Annotated in this window: 18 protein-coding genes; 1 reads left to right on the plus strand and 17 read right to left on the minus strand. The window is 48.2% G+C overall.

Annotated elements, in window-relative coordinates:
• The first annotated feature begins 7 nt into the window (after window positions 1-7).
• Window positions 8-1,600 (plus strand): phosphoglycerate dehydrogenase, encoded by a 1,593-nt coding sequence (gene serA / locus ACN6MW_RS00575; protein ID WP_419873783.1) that lies wholly within the window; start codon window positions 8-10, stop codon window positions 1,598-1,600.
• Between the two features lie 130 nt (window positions 1,601-1,730).
• Here the strand turns inward: serA and ACN6MW_RS00580 are convergent, their stop codons facing one another.
• The 17 genes from ACN6MW_RS00580 to ribD all read right to left on the minus strand — a co-directional run bounded on the left by ACN6MW_RS00580 (window position 1,731) and on the right by ribD (window position 17,142).
• Window positions 1,731-3,197 carry an ATP-binding protein gene (locus ACN6MW_RS00580; protein ID WP_419873784.1) on the minus strand — a complete coding sequence of 489 codons (1,467 nt, stop codon included), beginning with the start codon at window positions 3,195-3,197 and terminating at the stop codon, window positions 1,731-1,733.
• Entirely contained in the window at window positions 3,198-3,914 is a 717-nt protein-coding gene (locus tag ACN6MW_RS00585; RefSeq protein ID WP_308996659.1) for a response regulator transcription factor, read from the minus strand.
• Window positions 3,915-3,941: 27 nt separating this feature from the next.
• Window positions 3,942-5,201, minus strand: a complete 1,260-nt coding sequence (ccsA, locus tag ACN6MW_RS00590; RefSeq protein ID WP_419873785.1) for a cytochrome c biogenesis protein CcsA — start codon at window positions 5,199-5,201, stop codon at window positions 3,942-3,944.
• Window positions 5,198-6,856: a cytochrome c biogenesis protein ResB gene (gene resB, locus ACN6MW_RS00595; protein ID WP_419876511.1), complete on the minus strand. Its 1,659-nt coding sequence runs from the start codon at window positions 6,854-6,856 to the stop codon at window positions 5,198-5,200. The genes ccsA and resB overlap by 4 nt, the downstream gene beginning before the upstream one ends.
• A gap of 17 nt (window positions 6,857-6,873) precedes the next feature.
• Entirely contained in the window at window positions 6,874-7,416 is a 543-nt protein-coding gene (locus ACN6MW_RS00600) for a redoxin domain-containing protein (protein ID WP_419873786.1), read from the minus strand.
• 75 nt (window positions 7,417-7,491) lie between these two features.
• Window positions 7,492-8,238, minus strand: coding sequence for a pseudouridine synthase (locus ACN6MW_RS00605; protein WP_364148955.1), 747 nt, complete (start codon window positions 8,236-8,238; stop codon window positions 7,492-7,494).
• 54 nt (window positions 8,239-8,292) lie between these two features.
• A complete protein-coding gene (locus ACN6MW_RS00610; RefSeq protein WP_419876512.1) occupies window positions 8,293-8,796 on the minus strand; it encodes a spore maturation protein in 504 nt (167 codons plus the stop codon).
• A 25-nt stretch (window positions 8,797-8,821) separates the two neighbouring features.
• Entirely contained in the window at window positions 8,822-9,478 is a 657-nt protein-coding gene (locus ACN6MW_RS00615) for a nucleoside recognition domain-containing protein (protein WP_419873787.1), read from the minus strand.
• Between the two features lie 69 nt (window positions 9,479-9,547).
• Entirely contained in the window at window positions 9,548-10,741 is a 1,194-nt protein-coding gene (locus ACN6MW_RS00620; protein ID WP_419873788.1) for a D-alanyl-D-alanine carboxypeptidase family protein, read from the minus strand.
• A gap of 126 nt (window positions 10,742-10,867) precedes the next feature.
• On the minus strand, window positions 10,868-11,353 hold the full coding sequence (gene ytfJ / locus ACN6MW_RS00625; RefSeq protein ID WP_364148963.1) for a GerW family sporulation protein: 486 nt from the start codon (window positions 11,351-11,353) through the stop codon (window positions 10,868-10,870).
• Complete coding sequence (locus ACN6MW_RS00630; protein WP_419873789.1) at window positions 11,326-12,018, minus strand: DUF2953 domain-containing protein; 693 nt, start codon at window positions 12,016-12,018, stop codon at window positions 11,326-11,328. The genes ytfJ and ACN6MW_RS00630 overlap by 28 nt, the downstream gene beginning before the upstream one ends.
• 58 nt (window positions 12,019-12,076) lie before the next feature.
• Window positions 12,077-12,679 (minus strand): SMC-Scp complex subunit ScpB, encoded by a 603-nt coding sequence (gene scpB / locus ACN6MW_RS00635; protein ID WP_364148966.1) that lies wholly within the window; start codon window positions 12,677-12,679, stop codon window positions 12,077-12,079.
• Window positions 12,648-13,427 carry a segregation and condensation protein A gene (locus ACN6MW_RS00640; protein ID WP_419873790.1) on the minus strand — a complete coding sequence of 260 codons (780 nt, stop codon included), beginning with the start codon at window positions 13,425-13,427 and terminating at the stop codon, window positions 12,648-12,650. Before ACN6MW_RS00640 ends, scpB begins: the two co-directional genes overlap by 32 nt.
• A gap of 35 nt (window positions 13,428-13,462) precedes the next feature.
• Window positions 13,463-13,933, minus strand: coding sequence for a 6,7-dimethyl-8-ribityllumazine synthase (gene ribE, locus ACN6MW_RS00645; RefSeq protein ID WP_076336425.1), 471 nt, complete (start codon window positions 13,931-13,933; stop codon window positions 13,463-13,465).
• Between the two features lie 23 nt (window positions 13,934-13,956).
• On the minus strand, window positions 13,957-15,192 hold the full coding sequence (locus ACN6MW_RS00650) for a bifunctional 3,4-dihydroxy-2-butanone-4-phosphate synthase/GTP cyclohydrolase II (protein WP_419873791.1): 1,236 nt from the start codon (window positions 15,190-15,192) through the stop codon (window positions 13,957-13,959).
• A gap of 146 nt (window positions 15,193-15,338) precedes the next feature.
• A complete protein-coding gene (gene ribE, locus ACN6MW_RS00655; protein ID WP_419873792.1) occupies window positions 15,339-15,998 on the minus strand; it encodes a riboflavin synthase in 660 nt (219 codons plus the stop codon).
• 46 nt (window positions 15,999-16,044) lie between these two features.
• On the minus strand, window positions 16,045-17,142 hold the full coding sequence (gene ribD, locus ACN6MW_RS00660) for a bifunctional diaminohydroxyphosphoribosylaminopyrimidine deaminase/5-amino-6-(5-phosphoribosylamino)uracil reductase RibD (RefSeq protein ID WP_419876513.1): 1,098 nt from the start codon (window positions 17,140-17,142) through the stop codon (window positions 16,045-16,047).
• Between the last annotated feature and the right edge of the window lie 13 nt (window positions 17,143-17,155).

Below are 17,155 nucleotides of genomic sequence, written 5' to 3' on the forward strand. Positions count from 1 at the left end.
ACTTCACATGTTTAAAGTGTTAGTTTCCGATCCAATTAGCGATTTGGGCATTCAGCAGCTTGTTGATGCGTCAGATGTCGCAGTCGACAAAAAACCTGGATTAAGCGAAGACGAATTAGTAGCCATTATCGGCGAATACGATGCGTTGCTCGTTCGCAGCCAAACGCGTGTAACCCCAAAGATTATGGAAGCTGGAAAACAACTGAAAGTCGTTGGGCGCGCAGGCGTAGGCGTCGATAATATCGACCTTGACGCAGCAACGCAACGCGGAATTATCGTAATCAATGCGCCAGACGGCAATACGATCACAACTTGCGAGCATACGTTTGCAATGATGATGGCCGTTGCCCGTCACATCCCGCAAGCTTACATGAAAACCGTTAACGGTACTTGGGACCGTAAATCTTTCCTTGGCGTAGAGCTTCGCGGCAAAACGCTGGGCGTGCTCGGCATGGGCCGTATCGGAAGCGAAGTTGCCAAACGCGCTAAAGCTTTCGGCATGGATATTATGGGCTATGATCCGTTTATGACGGAAGAAAGAGCTGAAAAAATCGGCGTTAAGCTGGCTAGTGTCGATGAAATTGTACGCAATGCTGATTTCATGACCGTACATACGCCGCTTACTCCGGAAACCCGTCATATGATTGGCAAAGCACAATTTGAAGTAATGAAACCGGGCATGCGCATCGTAAACTGCGCACGCGGCGGTATTATCGATGAAATAGCGTTGGTTGACGCAGTAGACGCAGGCATAGTTGCCGGCGCAGCATTCGACGTATTTGAAGTTGAACCGCCTGCTGAAGACCATCCTTTCTTGAAGCATCCAAAAATTATTGTAACGCCTCATCTTGGCGCTTCGACGGTTGAAGCACAAGAAAATGTTGCCATCGACGTGTCGGAGCAAGTCCTACACATCCTGCGCAGCGAGCCGTTCATCAATGCAGTAAACATGCCTCCTATTCCGGCAAATCTGCAAAGCATTCTTCAACCATACTTCACGCTTGGTGAGAAACTTGGTAACTTTATCGCGCAAGCGACGGAAGGTGCAGTCATCGAGATCGTTGTCGGTTACGCAGGCGAGCTTGCAGAGGTAGATACTCAGCCGCTTACTAGACATATCGTTCGCGGCGTTCTAGCCCATCATTTGGGGTCTGAACAAGTTAACGTCGTTAACTCCTTGCATCTTGCTAAGGTTCGCGACGTAAATATCGTTATTCAAACATCCCATGCTTCGAAGGATTTCACGAACCTTGTAACGGTAGCGCTTCGTACCAAGAAGGAAGAGCGTGTCGTATCCGGTACTTTGCTGACAGGTTACGGTCCTCGTATCGTACACATCGATAAGTTTCCTGTCGACGTTACGCCGGAAGGCAACCTGATTCTGATCTCGCACAACGATAAACCTGGTATCATCGGCCGCGTGGGTACGCTTCTCGGCAATAATGATGTCAACATCGCTACGATGCAAGTAGGACGTCAGCTTGTTGGCGGTTCTGCGATCATGGTGCTTAGAGTCGATAAGGCTACACCAAAAGAAGTACTCGAGCAGCTGACAAGCATGCCAGAGCTTAATACCGCAAAAGAAATCACCCTTTTTTAAATCATAAGCAATAAAATGACAAGAAAAGAGCCAATCGAATCCTTCGATTGGCTCTTTTTTGTTTCACGAGCAACAAGAATTATCTGCTGTATTCTACAAAAAAAACGCCCCCTAAGGAGCGCTGTGACAACTACTGATGAGCTTCGACAGGAATGAGTATCGTAAACAAAGTACCCGTTCCTGCGCTGCTTTCTACCACGATTCGGCCATGATGCAGATCAATAAGATTTTTTACGATGGCAAGCCCTAAACCGGTCCCGCTGGATGAGCCGCGTTTACGCGCTTTATCTGCCTTATAGAAGCGTTCAAAGATATAAGGCACATCCTCGGAAGGTATCCCCTGCCCTTCGTCTCTTACGCTGAGCTGAACATACTCACTGCCATTCACATTCTCGTGCTGGCCTGCGATGGTAATGGATTTACCGGATGGTGTATGCCGCAGCGCATTATCCAGCAGGTTAGTTAATACTTGCTCTAACCTATCCTCGTCTGCTTCCTTAACCATAAGCGGCTCCTCCGGCAATTTTGCCAGTAGCTTTACCTCGCGTTCCTTCGCATAAACCTGGAATTTCCGATGCACTCGCTTCAGCACATGGCTGAGATCAACCTTTTGAAAGTTCATATCCACATGCCCTGCTTCCATGCGGGCAATATCTAGAAAATCATTCACAAGTCTACCCATACGCAGCGATTCGTCGTAAATAACCTGCACGAGTTCCTTACGGTCTTCTTCGGAAACCACGATGTCATCCAGAAGCGCTTCGCTATAGCCCTGCAGCATCGAGAGCGGCGTTCTGATCTCGTGGGAGATGTTCGCCACAAAATCCCTTCTCAGCTTCTCGAGCTTATGCTCCTCCGTTACATTCCGAATGACCGCAACAGCTCCCCGTGTAACGCCTTTAGATTGAAGCGGCGCCATAACGGCCGACCATACGCTGCTTAATACATGCACCTTGTCGGTCGCATCCCGCCCTTCTACCATAACGGTCTGGAACAGCTCCCGCAGCGGCATTGGAACCGCTGAGTAGGAAGATGAACTTTCGAACATATCCTCCTGCCACGCTTTTTCAACGCCGGACCACTGATTAATTAGCAAGTGGCCGCTCGGATTGGTGAGAATCACCTTTCCGTCCGCATCAAATGTAATAACCGAATCGCCCATGCTTCGCAAAATGCTCGCAAGATGGTTTTTCTCATGATTCAAATCATGAATAAGTTTATCGAGCTGTTCCGTCATGTGATTAAAGGTTTGCGCAAGCTCGCCAATCTCATCGCTCGAGCGGATATCCACTCTCGTCGAATAATTCCCTTGCGAGATCGAAACCGCAGCATCTTTTAACTGCAATAAGGGCTGCTGTATCTTTTTGGAAAGGAAAAAAGCGAAAAACGTTGATAATAAAAAGCCGATAATCGCAGTTAAGACGAACAGTACTTTTACTTGATGCTGAGTTTTGCCTTCAACCCAAATGTCAACGTATTGCAGCAAGAACACGCCAACAATTAACAATACAACCGCTACAAGCAGCATAATGGTTGCCCAAAGCTTGCCAACTACGCTGCGCCAGAGCTTGCCTGCCAAACGCCGCCACAAACCCATTTACTTAGGCACCTCAAGCTTATATCCAACGCCCCATACGGTCGTTATCATCGATGCTGCGTCGGGAGACACCTTATTCAGCTTCTCCCTTAAGCGCTTCACATGGGTATCTACCGTCCGTAAATCGCCAAAAAACTCGTAATTCCAAACATCCTTGAGCAGCTCTTCGCGAGAAAACACTTTATCGGGCGACACTGCCAAATAATGCAGCAGCTCATATTCTTTTGGCGTTAAGCTTACTTCATGCCCCCCGGCAGTGACGCGGTGCGCATCATGCTCAATAATAAGATGAGGGAATACGATGTTATTGCTTGAATTAATTTCTTTAGTCAAAAACGCGGTTGCGGATGAACGTCTCAATATCGCTTTTACGCGGTATATTACTTCGCGCGGGCTAAACGGTTTTACGACATAATCGTCTGCTCCAACTTCAAAGCCTTGTACACGGTTCATCTCCTCGCCTTTTGCGGTAAGCATGATGACAGGAGTAGCTTTCACTTGGCGCAAACGGGAGCATACCTCTACGCCGTCAATTCCCGGTAGCATCACATCAAGCAAGATGAGCGCATAATCGGTATTCGAAGCTAATCTCAAAGCGGTTTCACCGTCTTCCGCTTCGTCGATGGTATAGCCTTCCTTCTCTAAATACATCTTAAGCAGACGACGAATGCGTTCTTCGTCATCTACGACCAATATACGGCTTGAATAATCGGACATAGGGCAATACTCCTCTCAAACTAAATACTAAACACCAGAATAGGAATGTAAACCAGCAATGACTAGGTTAACGCCCACCAGCGTAAACAATACGACGACGAAGCCGATGACGGCCAGCCATGCGGAACGCTTGCCTTGCCAGCCGCGTGATAAACGGAAGTGCAAATAAGCACTATAATACAACCATGTGATAAGAGCCCAAACTTCCTTCGGATCCCAGCCCCAGAAACGGCCCCAGGCGATATTGGCCCAAATCATTGCAAATATTAAGGCACCGAGCGTGAAAATCGGAAACCCGATCGCTATCGATCTATAGCTGATTTCATCTAAATCCTCGGGATCAACGCCATCCATGACCGGATGTATCACAGCGCCAAGCGGCTTACGGAATACGAGACGCAGCAACCCGTATAGTAATGATCCAGCGATGATGGACCATACAACGGTATTTAGTTTTCGTCCCGAATTCGCGCCGTTCATCCAATAAGGAGCTTCAAAAAGGGGCTGCTTCATTCCCAAGAAGGATTCGAACTTCACAATGTCGCTGTTAAACGGCTTAACGATAGGAGGCAGAGAGTAATCGACGGTTTCCGTCGTCGTCGTCTCAGTCCCTTTGCTGTCGATGGTCGACTTTTCTTGAATGAATTGCGCTTCATAGCCAGCTCCGCGGAAAGCAAAGACAGCTATGATAAAGCCCACGATGAGAATAATCGAATATAACGAAAATTCTACCCAGAACTGCGCTTTTTTTGCTTCTTTCGTTTTGCCTTTAAAATCGACTACGCGTAGCAGGTACATAAGGCCTGCGGCAAAACCAACCGCAAAAAAGGCTTCGCCTAGCGCTGCAGTCGTTACGTGAACTTTAAGCCAATAGTTATTGAGAGCCGGAATTAACGGCTGTACTTCCTGCGGAAACACAGATGCGTAAGCAACGATGATAACCGTCAGCGGCAAGGAAAACATACCGAGCAAAGGTTTTCTATAAATCGCAAATACGATTGTGAAAGCAATCATAATTGCCATCCCGAGGAAGGTCATGAATTCATACATATTGCTCGTTGGAATTTGTCCGCTTCCAGCCCATCGTGTAAAGAAGAAGGTCAGATGCGAGGCTAATCCAAGACTCGACGTAATAAATGCGATCCGTCCCCAACGTTTCTCGTGCTGCAAGGGGTCGCGATTGCTCCACTTCTTCCCCGCAATCGCGATGACATAAAACATAAAAGCAAAACAATAAAGAAAAAATGCGACTATAAATGCGTCGCTGCTAAATTCAACTAAATTCACGCGTTGTTCCCTCCGTTATCAAGCGACTTCGGATCTACGGTTATCCCAATTTTTTGAAGAGCTCCCGCGACATCTGAGCGCATACCGTACCAGTTTTTGTTTGTATGAGCGCCTAATGAAAGCTCGCCTTCATCGATGCGCAGCCATATCCGGCGATGCTGCCAGTAAGATCCCATCAACAGACCGATCATTGAGAAGGCCGCTCCGATCCAGACATATGGCAGTGCCCTATCCATCCGCACGTTTAAGTAAGTTGACGCTTCGGAAAAATCCACATTTTCCATCCCGTCGACACGAATTTCGATTTTGTCCGCTATTGCATGATTGATGGCGTCCTGCGAAAATTTCACCTTATCCTTCTGCATCGGAAAATACATATACGGCTCGCCTGCCGGAGCAAGCCCTGGCCCTTTTACCGTAAAGACGAACGCCGGAGCGATCGGATCACGGGACAAGGTCGTCGGCTCGCCATTGTCGCCAATCGCGAATTCCATGTAATTGGCATACAAGTCAAGCGTGTATGGTCCAAGCTTATGCTGCAAAGCCGAATCCTTCATTGGAAGATCAAACGGCCCGTACTTTTCACCCGTCTCTTTATTTACGAGAACAGGATGGACGGCATTTAGACGAGGCGTCGTATCAAAGTCGAATTGATAGAGCTTTAACCCTTTATATTTCAAAGGCTCGTTCACGATGATATTATGTCTCTTTACTTCTTTGAGCTCCGGTTTTTGCGATTGATCCGAACAGTTGCTCAAGCACTCATAAAGCACTGCTTTGGTTTCAAAAAGCTTTGCGCGTGCAGTGCCTTTAAGCTTGTCAGGCAACTCCTCGTCCTTGTAATACTCAACGGTAAACTTTTCGTTTTTCACAAAATAATTCGTATCCGCGATTTGCACGGTATCGCCGTCGGGAATCGTTATGTAGCTATCCATTTGCCAGCTTGGAATGCTCCTCGCCAGAATAGCCAATAGAAACAGGATTAACCCGATGTGGTTAATATAGGGGCCCCAGCGGCTAAACCGGTTTTTCTCCGCAAGCAGAGCCGAACCGTCGCGATGGATGCGGTAGCCCTTCCGTTTGAGCTGCGCTCCGAATTTCTCCACCCATTGCTCTTCATCGCCTTCAATCTTTTGCTTATACACCGTCTTTTGCCGATGTATAAACTGTAAATGCTTGCGAATCTGCTGTTTGCTCAGCGCGCGGTAAAGCGGCAGCACCCTGTCCAAACTACAGATGACGAGCGAAGTACCAATCATGACCAGCAGTCCAATGAACCACCAAGTTTCGTACGTATGCGACAAACCGAACAAATAATACAGCTTGCCTGGCAGTCCATACGTCTCTTCATAATAAACCGAAGGGTCAAAATTATTTACGAATGTGTTTTCCTGCGGATAAATCGTGCCTAACATCGCCGTCAAAAAAGTAATGACGATTAAATAAATCGCTATTTTGACAGAGGAGAAAAAATTCCATATTTTATCGATGTAATTCGGATTGCTCTTCTGCGAACGGCGGGCAACGCCGTCATATCTCATTTCAAGAGGCAAGTCAGAAACATCATTGTTCTCGAGCGGCTTTCCGCAGCTCTCGCAAAGCACGGTGCCGACCGAATTCTGATGCCCGCACTCGCATTTTGTGTTCTCAACCACTAACACAATAAAACCTCCTACAGCTTAAGCAGCCTTTCAATCCGTTCGTCAATCTCTACTTCAGTCATTCCGCCTACTTTGATTTCCATTAATGTACCGTCCGGTTTAATGAAAAAAGTTGTCGGATAAGACTTTAATCCATAGCTGCGTTCCGTTTTCCGATTGACGTCACGCAAGATCGGATAATTCAAATCAAAGCGGCGAACGAAGTTGTTCACGGTTAACGTATCTTCGCTTAAATTAATAGCTAAGATCACGAGCCCTTGATCCTTCCACTTGGCATACTGTCTCTCGAACTCCGGCATTTCCTTCACGCAGGGCGGACAGAATGTGCCCCAGAAATTAACGACGACGGCTTTGCCTTCATAATCCGACAATTGCCGCGATTCTCCACCCAGATCAACAAGGTTAAAAGCAGGCGGCTTGTCGCCTTCTTTCAGAGGTCCTTTGTCATCCGCGGCAAATAGGGTAGATCCTATTGCATACCCACCAATGATCAAGACGGCAATAAGTATGACAATTTGAACCGTCTTGCGCGATTTTCCCATAATTGAATTCACCACCAGCTTCTCTCTATGCAGTCACGAATATTACCATTATAACGAAAAGTCGACGGCAATTACTGCCGCCGTCGATTACTTTTTATGAACTTTATGTGTCTTGCTGTGCGCAATGTCAAGCAATTCTTTGATTTCCTGCGGCGTTAAATGACGATACTTTCCACGGCCAAGATTTTCAAGTCCAAGCTCGCCAAAACGAATCCGTTTCAATCTCGTTACCTTGTGCCCAATCGCTTCGAACATCCGGCGAACCTGACGGTTGCGGCCTTCAAAAATAGTAATCGTAATCGTTGCTTCATTTCCGTCCGTGTCAACATCATGGTATTCCACCTCAGCAGGAGCGGTCATGCCGTCTTCCAGCTTGATGCCTTTTTGCAGCTGCTCAAGAGCCGTTCCATGCGGAATGCCTTTTACCGTTGCACGATAGGTTTTCGGAACATGATGACTCGGATGCGTTAACAAATTGGCGAATTCGCCATCGTTTGTCAGGAGAAGAAGTCCTTCCGTATCATAATCCAATCGCCCGACCGGATATACTCTCTCTTTGATTCCTGGCAAAAAGTCCGAAACCACTTTGCGGCCTTGGGGATCCTTGGCGCTTGTGATAACCCCTTTGGATTTGTTGAGCATGAGATACAGCTTCTTCTCGCTCCGAATCGGCTTGCCATTTACCGTAATGGCATCGACGGAAGGATCGGCTTTTACGCCAAGCGTCGTAATCTTCTCACCGTTAACCTCAACCATTCCTGCCAAAATCATTTCTTCACACTTGCGACGGGATGCGATTCCCGCTGCGGCTAATATTTTCTGTAAACGTTCCAATGCTTTCACCTCAATCTCCATCATAACGATATGAAGAAGAAAGTACAAGCTTCACTACCCGAATATGTATAAGCAAATGATAATAGCGGCAAAAAAACCGACTAAATCTGAAAATAATCCAACTTTTAACGCATAACGTGATTTTCGGATACCGACAGCTCCAAAATAAACCGTAAGGACATACAAGGTCGTATCCGTGCTTCCTTGGATGGTTGAAGCAATTCTTCCGATCATAGAGTCGGGTCCGAAGGTTTGAATAAGATCGGTCGTAAAGGCTAATGAGCCAGCGCCGGTCAAGGGGCGCAGAATGCCTAAAGGCAACACCTCGCTTGGAATGCCGACCCAATCGAAGACAGGCCTGACCGCCGACAGCATCAATTCCAGTGCTCCGGATGACCGGAACATACTGATGGCGACCATCATGCCGACTAAATGGGGAATAATATTAATCGCTGTGCCAAAGCCGTCCTTCGCCCCTTCGACAAACGTCTCATACACGGGCACCTTACGTCTAAGCGCTGCATAAAGCGGTATAAATACAATAATAGCGGGAATCATCCAAGCCGATAGACTGGAAAAAAGGTTATACAACAGGCTCACCTCCCACAGCAGGCGATCCTGCCTTCATACTGCCGGGTTTAGGAGGCGGAGTGATTGGCGGCGGCGGTGACTTTCTCCTGTACCAGCGGTCGGCAAGAATAGCTGCAGAGGTTGCGACAAAGGTTGCGGCCAGCGTCGTTCCAATAATTTCTGCTGGATTAGCGGAGCCGTAATTCATCCGAATCGCGATCAAGGTGGTAGGAATAATCGTAATGCTGGAGGTATTAAGCGCTAGAAGCGTACACATGGCAGGTGTAGCCGTGGCAGGATCAGGATTAAGCTTTTGAAGCTCCTGCATCGCCTTGATCCCCATCGGAGTCGCGGCGTTCCCGAGTCCAAACAGATTAGCGCTTAAATTACTCATGATGTAACCGATTGCCGGATGATTGGGAGGAACATCAGGGAACAGCTTCCTCACGATGGGTCCGAGCATCCGGGCCAACGTTTGAAGCAGACCTGCGTCCTCCGCAATTCGCATCATGCCGAGCCAAAACACCATGATGCTTATTAAACCAAAGCTTACGGTGACGCCTGATTTTGCCCCTTCGAAAGCAGCTTGCGTCACCGCGTCCATCTTGCCTGTAATCGCAGCAACGACAACGCTTGCCACGATGAAAAACAACCATATCCAGTTTACCATTAAGGTCGCCTCCCCCAACTGTGCACCTAACGTATTCCGTCCCATCAGCGTCTCCCGCGCCGATAGGAATTAATGCTCGAATAATGCATCCAAAACTTTGATAACCGAACCAAAAAGCGGCTCATGTTTGTCTTGGTTAACAGCCTTACGGAAATCGGCTAGCGATTGTAATGCTTTTGGCGATTTCACCGATTGCTCAAGCTTCGGGCTTGCAGCATCGTAAACAGGAACAGCGCCGATTTTGATGTTATTCATATGCCATTCCAATATTCCGCGTTCACCGAATGTGTAACGTATGGAATCCATATTGTGCAGCACCAGTCGGGATTGAATATCGTTTGATTCTTCCTCCGCGAGCGGGTATTTGAAGGATTGTCCAACCGTGTAGGGATATCCTGAAATTTGCTGTCCCTTGGCAGCAATCTCCTTTAGGGGATAATTGCCAAAGCCCCAATCGAGCATTTTACGATGATCTGCCCAATCGTCGCCGTCATTAATCGTAACAGCCGCCAGCTGCTGCCCTTCTCTTGTTGCCGAGCTGACTAGGCAGCGGAGCGATTTTTTCGTATATCCGGTTTTTACTCCGTCTGCGCCTTCATACATGGACAGCATTTTATTTTTGTTCGTATAGCTGTATTCCCATTTTTCATGCGGATTTGGCACTTTTTTAACGCGCGTGCTTACGATTTCGGCAAATACCTCGTTTTTCAGAGCATAGGCAGTCAGCTTTGCCAAATCGTTAGCGGAGGAATAGTGCCCCTCCTCATCCAGGCCATGCGGGTTTTTAAATTGGGTATGTGTAAGCCCTAAAAAAGCCGCTTTCTCGTTCATGAGATGAACAAACCCTTCCTCCGATCCGCCTACATGCTCCGCGATAGCCGTTGCAGCATCGTTTCCGGATCTGAGCATAAGCCCGTAAAGCATATTAAGCAGGCTCATTTTTTCGCCCAGTTGAAGATAAATCGAGGATCCTTCTTTGCCGACGGCGCGTTTGCTTGTCTTCACCATATCAGTCAGCTTGCCGTTATCGATGGCTACGATCGCTGTCATGATTTTCGTTAAGCTCGCTATTCGCATCGATGTATCGCCGTTGCTGCTGAACAGCAGCCTGCCGGATTCTACATCAATCAGAGCCGATGCTCTTGCATTCGTATGGAGTGGTCCTGGTTTTGCCAAGGCTGTCGCCGGAAGGCTGCTTGTCCCAACCAGCATAGCTGCCATTAAACCCAAGGCAGCACTCCTTCGCAGTTTCATGAAATACATATCCAATGTTGCTCCTCTCGCTGCGTTTGTAGATAAAGCTTGCGTGTAATTTAGTATATGCCTGTACACCTGGCTCTAGACGAAAAGCCCAAGAAAAATGAAAAACTGCCCTCTCGGGCAGTTATGTCATAAGAGGTGATCGTTTACTTCGACATGTCCGCTTATTACGGTAGGGGACGGATCGACGTAAGCGGATGTGCTAGACGGCTGTTTCATCATCGTTTGCAGTTTCTCGAACACTTGAGGCGCTGAATCGATTACCCGCTCAAGCAAATGCGTTTGACTATCGAGAGGGACGATTTTTACGCCATGCGTACCTACGACCAAGAAAGCGATAGGCGTAATGGATACGCCGCCGCCGCTACCGCCGCCGAAAGGCATGGATACCGAGGCATTGTGGGCATCGGACTGTGCACCGTTTTTATGATCGGCATCATCTAATCGAATATCGCTGCCTCCTGCTACAAAACCAAACCCCACCTTCGAAATCGGCATAATAATGCTGCCGTCAGGCGTTTGTACAGGGTCACCGACGATCGTATTGACGTCAACCATCTCTTTAATATTTTCCATTGCGGTTTGCATTAAGCCTTGAATAGGATGTTCTGCCATGCTTTGACGCCTCCTTTCATTTTCCTCATCCGAACTAAAAGTTGCAGTCCGGCAAGGATAGCATAACCGAAGCGTATTTGGGCTATGCATGACCATTCGGTCGTAAATGCGGATCTTTGATAATTAGGTTGAACATTCATTTGAGGCTCCGCTTGCAGCTTAACCATTTGGGATAAAACACCGATAATTGATGTTTTCACGGACCAGACAAGTCCGGTTGACATTGCTGTCCACATCGCGTCCCCGGTCCCCACTGACGTAGACCAATTCCATTCCAGCAGACGTACCTTCGTCAAGGTTTTTCTCACCCAGCCCGTCAGATTATGTGTAATTTCCAGCAGATACTTTAACTTATCGATGGCACTCGCGACCTTATCGGCATCAATATCCTCATTAAACTGCTTCCAAGTGTTTATTCCCGCGCTCATTTTCGAGACTTCTTCCTTCAGTTGGACGGATCTACCGGTAAATTGAACCACCGGCACTTTCATGGTGTAACGGATTATGCCAAATAGTGCTTTTATGTTCACTTCTGCATCATCATTGTTACCAATACGCCGCATATGTCCTTTAATGACAACCTGCGAGCTTAAGACAACAACTAAAATGAGCAAAAAAAAGAGACTGGCCGCCGTTATCCAACCGTAAGGGTAACCGAGCATCATGATGCTTCCTCCGTTTCCCTAATATGGGTTGAATATAGTATGACCCGGCGGCCAAATCTCATTCTTTTATTTCATCAATTGTCATCTGCTGGCTATCTAAGCGATCGAAAAGCAGCTGAGTTTGCTCCTCAAGCGCATCATCGATATCCACATTGCCTGGCTCAGGCAGCTCTTTGATCGAAGGTAGTCCAAAGTAATCTAAAAATGATTTCGTCGTACCATATAAAATCGGGCGGCCAATCTGCTCGGCACGGCCAACCTCTTCGATTAAGTCCTTGGAGACAAGCGATTGAATCGCCCTGTCACTCTTAACCCCGCGAATTTCTTCGATCGAAATCCTTGTGATGGGTTGGCGGTAAGCCACGATGGACAGCGTCTCCAATGCAGCCTGCGAAAGCTGTGACCGAGTCGGCGTATAGGCCATCCGCTCAAAATAAGGAGCGTGCTCCAAATGAGTCGTTAACCGATAGGAGGCGGCAACCTCGGCAATTTGAATGCCGCGCGCCTCGCGTTCAAGGTCCCGCTGCAAATCATAAACCAAATCGGAGGCAAGCTCAGCGTCCAGCTCCAAAATATCCGCAAGCTGCCGCTTCGTAAGTCCCTCATCGCCTGCCATGAACAGCAAGCCCTCAATAATTGTCTTCAACTTCTGATAATCCAATTTGAGACGACTCTCCTCTCCAATGAATAACGATGTCGTCAAAGAGCTGATGCTGGAAGCAGGTAATATGCTTCATTTTCATTAGCTCCAGAATCGCTAGAAAAGTAACCACGATTTCGTGCCTGTCCATATTTTCACGGATGAGACGCGAAAAACGAACCGTTTCAAATTGCTTCAGCACATCCACGATATCCCGAATGCGATCCTTGACCGAAATCTCGTCACGCTGCACCGTTGCAACGACATTGCGTCTTGCGGCCCGGCGCAGTGCCTTCTGGAAGGCCAATATTAAATCAGAGAGATGGACGCCTTCAACGGGATTCACCTTTTCTTCCTTCATGAAAGGCGTCATATCCTCCGGCTCGCGAGAATAAACCAGGCTGCGCTCGACTTCCTTCTCGCGCAGCTGCTCGGCAATTTGCTTAAACTTTCGGTATTCTACGAGCTTCTGAATGAGCTCGTCTCGCGGATCCAGCCCATCATCGGGCCAATCCTCGTAATCATCCTCAAATACGGGAGGCTTAGGAAGAAGCTGCTTGCTCTTTATCGCCAAGAGGGTCGCCGCCATCACTAGAAACTCGCTCGTAACCTCAAGCTCCAGCTCCTTCATCGCATGCAAGTAATCCATATATTGAATCGTAATCTCGCTGATAGACACTTCATGGATATCGATCTCGGCTTTGTCGATCAAGTGAAGCAATAGATCAAGCGGCCCCTCAAAAGAATCCAGCTTATAAAGCACCGACACTTACATTTCCTCCCGCCTAGCCTTAACTTCGAAGCTTACCCTTGCAATTGCTTAGTCAAATTCGCCATTTCTATCGCGCTCGCAGCGGCCTCGTAACCCTTGTTGCCTGCTTTTGTACCCGCGCGTTCGATTGCTTGCTCAATCGAATCGACCGTTAGCACGCCAAAAATCGTAGGAATGCCTGTTTTCAACGCGATTGCGGCAACGCCCTTAGCCGCTTCATTGCAAACAAAATCAAAATGAGGCGTTGATCCGCGAATAACCGCTCCAAGGGTGATAACAGCGTCGTATTTTCCGCTCTCCGCCATTTTTTGCGCAATTAACGGAATTTCGAATGCGCCCGGTACCCAAGCCACCTCTACATCGGAATCCTGCGCGCCATGGCGTTTAAAAGCATCCAATGCTCCTCCAAGAAGCTTGCTTGAAATAAACTCGTTAAAACGTCCTACTACTACCCCGTATTTTAAACCTTCCGATACTAAATGCCCTTCGTAAATGCGTGTCATTTTGTCATCATCCTCTCGTTATTTTAAATGATATAGTCAATATCTTCAAAGCTAAGTAAATGTCCCAGCTTAGATTTTTTTGTACGCAGATAGCTTTTGTTATCTTCCTTGGTTTCCATTTGAATCGGAACGCGTTCCACAACCTCTAAGCCATAACCCTCGAGACCTTTAATTTTGCGGGGATTATTCGTGAGCAAACGCATTTGGCGTACGCCAAGATCCTTCAAAATTTGCGCGCCTATACCATAATCGCGCAAATCTGCCGGAAAGCCAAGCTTTAAATTTGCATCAACCGTATCCAACCCCTGTTCTTGCAGCTCATAGGCCTTTAATTTGTTGATGAGTCCTATGCCTCTTCCTTCTTGACGCATATAGAGCAAAACCCCGCTCCCTGCTTCTTCAATTTGTTTGAGGGCCGCTTCGAGCTGAGGACCGCAGTCACAGCGATGGGAATGAAATACATCGCCCGTCAAGCATTCGGAATGGACGCGCACAAGCAGCGGACGTTCAGGGTCAATGTCGCCTTTGACAAGCGCAATATGCTCCTTGTTATCAACAAAGTTCGTATACGCTATCGCGCGGAATGTCCCAAAATCCGTCGGCAGCTTCACATCAACCGCACGCTCCACGAGTTTTTCTTTGGCATTCCGGTATTGGATGAGCTCTTGTATCGTAATAAGCTTTAGGTCATGCTTTTCCTTAAAGACGATCAGGTCGGGCAACCGGGCCATCGTTCCGTCTTCATTAATGATTTCGCAAATTGCCCCAGCCGGCTCGGAGCCGCACATAACTGCCAAATCGATCGCCGCTTCCGTGTGGCCCGCTCTTCGAAGCACTCCGCCGGATCTTGCGATGAGCGGAAAAATATGCCCGGGTCTGCGGAAATCGGATGCTTTAGTTGACGGATCGATAAGCGCCTTGACTGTCTCCGAGCGCTCGAACGCTGAAATACCGGTCGTAGTCCCCGCGTAATCAACAGACACGGTGAATGCTGTGCCATGGTAATCCGTATTGTGGGTTACCATTGGCGGCAAGTCAAGCTGTTCCGCGCGTTCCTGGGTAATAGGCACACACACAAGGCCCCGGGCTTCGGTGATCATAAAATTAATGACCTCCGGCGTCGTTCTATCCGCCAGCGCAATAAGGTCGCCCTCGTTTTCCCGGTCTTCGTCATCCACAACGATTATCGGCTTGCCGAGCTTTAAATCCTCTAACGCGTCTTCGATTCTATCAAATGGACTTCTTTCTGTATGTTCCATATGGGATTCCCTCCTTTTTGACAAACATCCTTATAAAGCTTCAACCGATCCTGCAAAGGATTCAACAGCTGTCCTATAATGGAAAGGCGAATGAATGATATTGATTTTCCATAAAAAACAAATATTTGATTCCCGCATAAATCTTATTATAAAAACCCATTTTCCATCAGGAATGCCGTGCTGAGCTTAGATTGTAGCTTGGCAGCTTCCGGCTTCTTGAAATGAAGCAGATGGTCGACATATTTGCCGATTACATCGCATTCAATGTTGACGGTGTCGCCCGCATGCTTATGCTGTAGGGCGGTCTCGCCAAGCGTATGCGGAATGACCGACACAGACAAGGAATGTCCGGAAGTATCCACAACCGTTAAACTTATCCCGTCGATTGTAATGGAACCCTTCGGAATGACATAACGCAGCATATCAGAATCCTCTAAATGAATCTTAAATACCACGGCGTTTGCATCCGAATCCCGATTGACGATTTTGCCGGTGCCGTCTACATGGCCTTGAACAATATGACCGCCGAACCTTCCGCCTGCTTGCATGGCGCGTTCCAAATTCACTCGTTCACCCGCACGAAGCTGGTGAAGATTGGATTTACGGTACGTCTCGGGCATGATGTCAGCCGAGAAGGACGAAGCGTCAAACGACGTAACGGTTAGACAAACGCCATTAACCGATATGCTGTCTCCGATCATGACACCATCCGTCACGCGAGCTGCTCCGATGACCAGACGCATCGCTTCGCCCTGCTTCGTAATTCCTTTCATTTTCCCCACTTCTTCTACTAATCCGGTAAACATGAGCGTCCTCCCCAACGATCCTTATATAAACTCGCCCGCCCCAAGTTTAGTAAACGGGGTAGCCTGTAACGCAAATATCTTCGCCTGCCATTTCTACGCTCACACGTTCTAATTGAACGGCATCTGCCATTTTCTCGAAACCGGTAAAGGTGAAAACCCCGGGAGCGCCGACTCCGCCAATAATCTTTGCGGCATAATAAAGCACGATTTTATCGATAAGACCCGCCTCCAGCATCGCGCCATTCAGCTGTCCGCCGCCCTCAAGCAAGATCGAACCGATCTCAAGCTCACCGAGCTTTTTCATGGCGGCAACAAGATCAACCTTCTCATCAGAACCGCAGGTTACAACTTCGATCCCCGCTGCTTCCAAAGCTTGACGGCGTTCCTCGCTTGCTTGACCGGACGTTAATACGATGGTTCGGACTGTGCGGTCAACGACAACCCGGGCATCCAAGGGCAGACGCAGCGCAGAGTCTACAATAATGCGTACGGGATCAATGGCCGGGACTGCCGCTCTCGTATTCAAGAGAGGATCATCTGCCAAAACCGTACCAATGCCGACCATTATAGCTTCATGCTGGTGACGCAGCGTATGAACCTGCTCGCGTGCGGCCGGCCCTGTCACCCAGCGGCTGTCCCCGGTCCGAGATGCAATTTTTCCATCGAGCGTACTAGCTGACTTAAGGGTTACATAAGGAAGACGGGTCGTAATGTACTTATTGAATTTTTCGTTAAGCTGCTGGGACCGCTGCTCAAGCACGCCAACGGTTACCTCGATGCCTTCTTCACGAAGCCTTGCTATCCCTCTCCCCGATACCTCCGGGTTCGGATCGCCGCTTGCGACGACAACCCTCGCTGCTTTTGCATCAATAATGCGCTCGCAGCATGGCGGCGTTTTACCGAAATGGCTGCAGGGCTCGAGCGTCACATAAACGGTTGCTCCTTCCGCTTCGGCACCCGCCATTTGGAGAGCGTGCACCTCCGCATGGCCAGTCCCCCGTTTAAGATGCGTTCCGATTCCGATGATTCGTCCATCCTTCACCACAACGCAGCCGACTACTGGGTTAATCCCGGTTTGACCGGAAGCTTTTGAAGCCATCTCCAGCGCTAATCCCATATAATACTCGTCATTTAATACGTCCATCAACAAAAAACAC

The sequence above is a fragment of the Pristimantibacillus sp. PTI5 genome (assembly GCF_048572955.1).
GTDB lineage: Bacteria > Bacillota > Bacilli > Paenibacillales > Paenibacillaceae > Pristimantibacillus.

Coding starts and splice junctions, on each gene's coding strand:
- serA (WP_419873783.1), top strand. CDS start 8: ATGTTTAAAGTGTTAGTTTCCGATCCAATTAGCGATTTGGGCATTCAG.
- ACN6MW_RS00580 (WP_419873784.1), bottom strand. CDS start 3,197: ATGGGTTTGTGGCGGCGTTTGGCAGGCAAGCTCTGGCGCAGCGTAGTT.
- ACN6MW_RS00585 (WP_308996659.1), bottom strand. CDS start 3,914: ATGTCCGATTATTCAAGCCGTATATTGGTCGTAGATGACGAAGAACGC.
- ACN6MW_RS00610 (WP_419876512.1), bottom strand. CDS start 8,796: ATGATTCCCGCTATTATTGTATTTATACCGCTTTATGCAGCGCTTAGA.
- ACN6MW_RS00615 (WP_419873787.1), bottom strand. CDS start 9,478: ATGGTAAACTGGATATGGTTGTTTTTCATCGTGGCAAGCGTTGTCGTT.
- ACN6MW_RS00620 (WP_419873788.1), bottom strand. CDS start 10,741: ATGTATTTCATGAAACTGCGAAGGAGTGCTGCCTTGGGTTTAATGGCA.
- ytfJ (WP_364148963.1), bottom strand. CDS start 11,353: ATGGCAGAACATCCTATTCAAGGCTTAATGCAAACCGCAATGGAAAAT.
- ACN6MW_RS00630 (WP_419873789.1), bottom strand. CDS start 12,018: ATGATGCTCGGTTACCCTTACGGTTGGATAACGGCGGCCAGTCTCTTT.
- ribE (WP_076336425.1), bottom strand. CDS start 13,933: ATGACACGCATTTACGAAGGGCATTTAGTATCGGAAGGTTTAAAATAC.
- ACN6MW_RS00650 (WP_419873791.1), bottom strand. CDS start 15,192: ATGGAACATACAGAAAGAAGTCCATTTGATAGAATCGAAGACGCGTTA.
- ribE (WP_419873792.1), bottom strand. CDS start 15,998: ATGTTTACCGGATTAGTAGAAGAAGTGGGGAAAATGAAAGGAATTACG.
- ribD (WP_419876513.1), bottom strand. CDS start 17,142: ATGGACGTATTAAATGACGAGTATTATATGGGATTAGCGCTGGAGATG.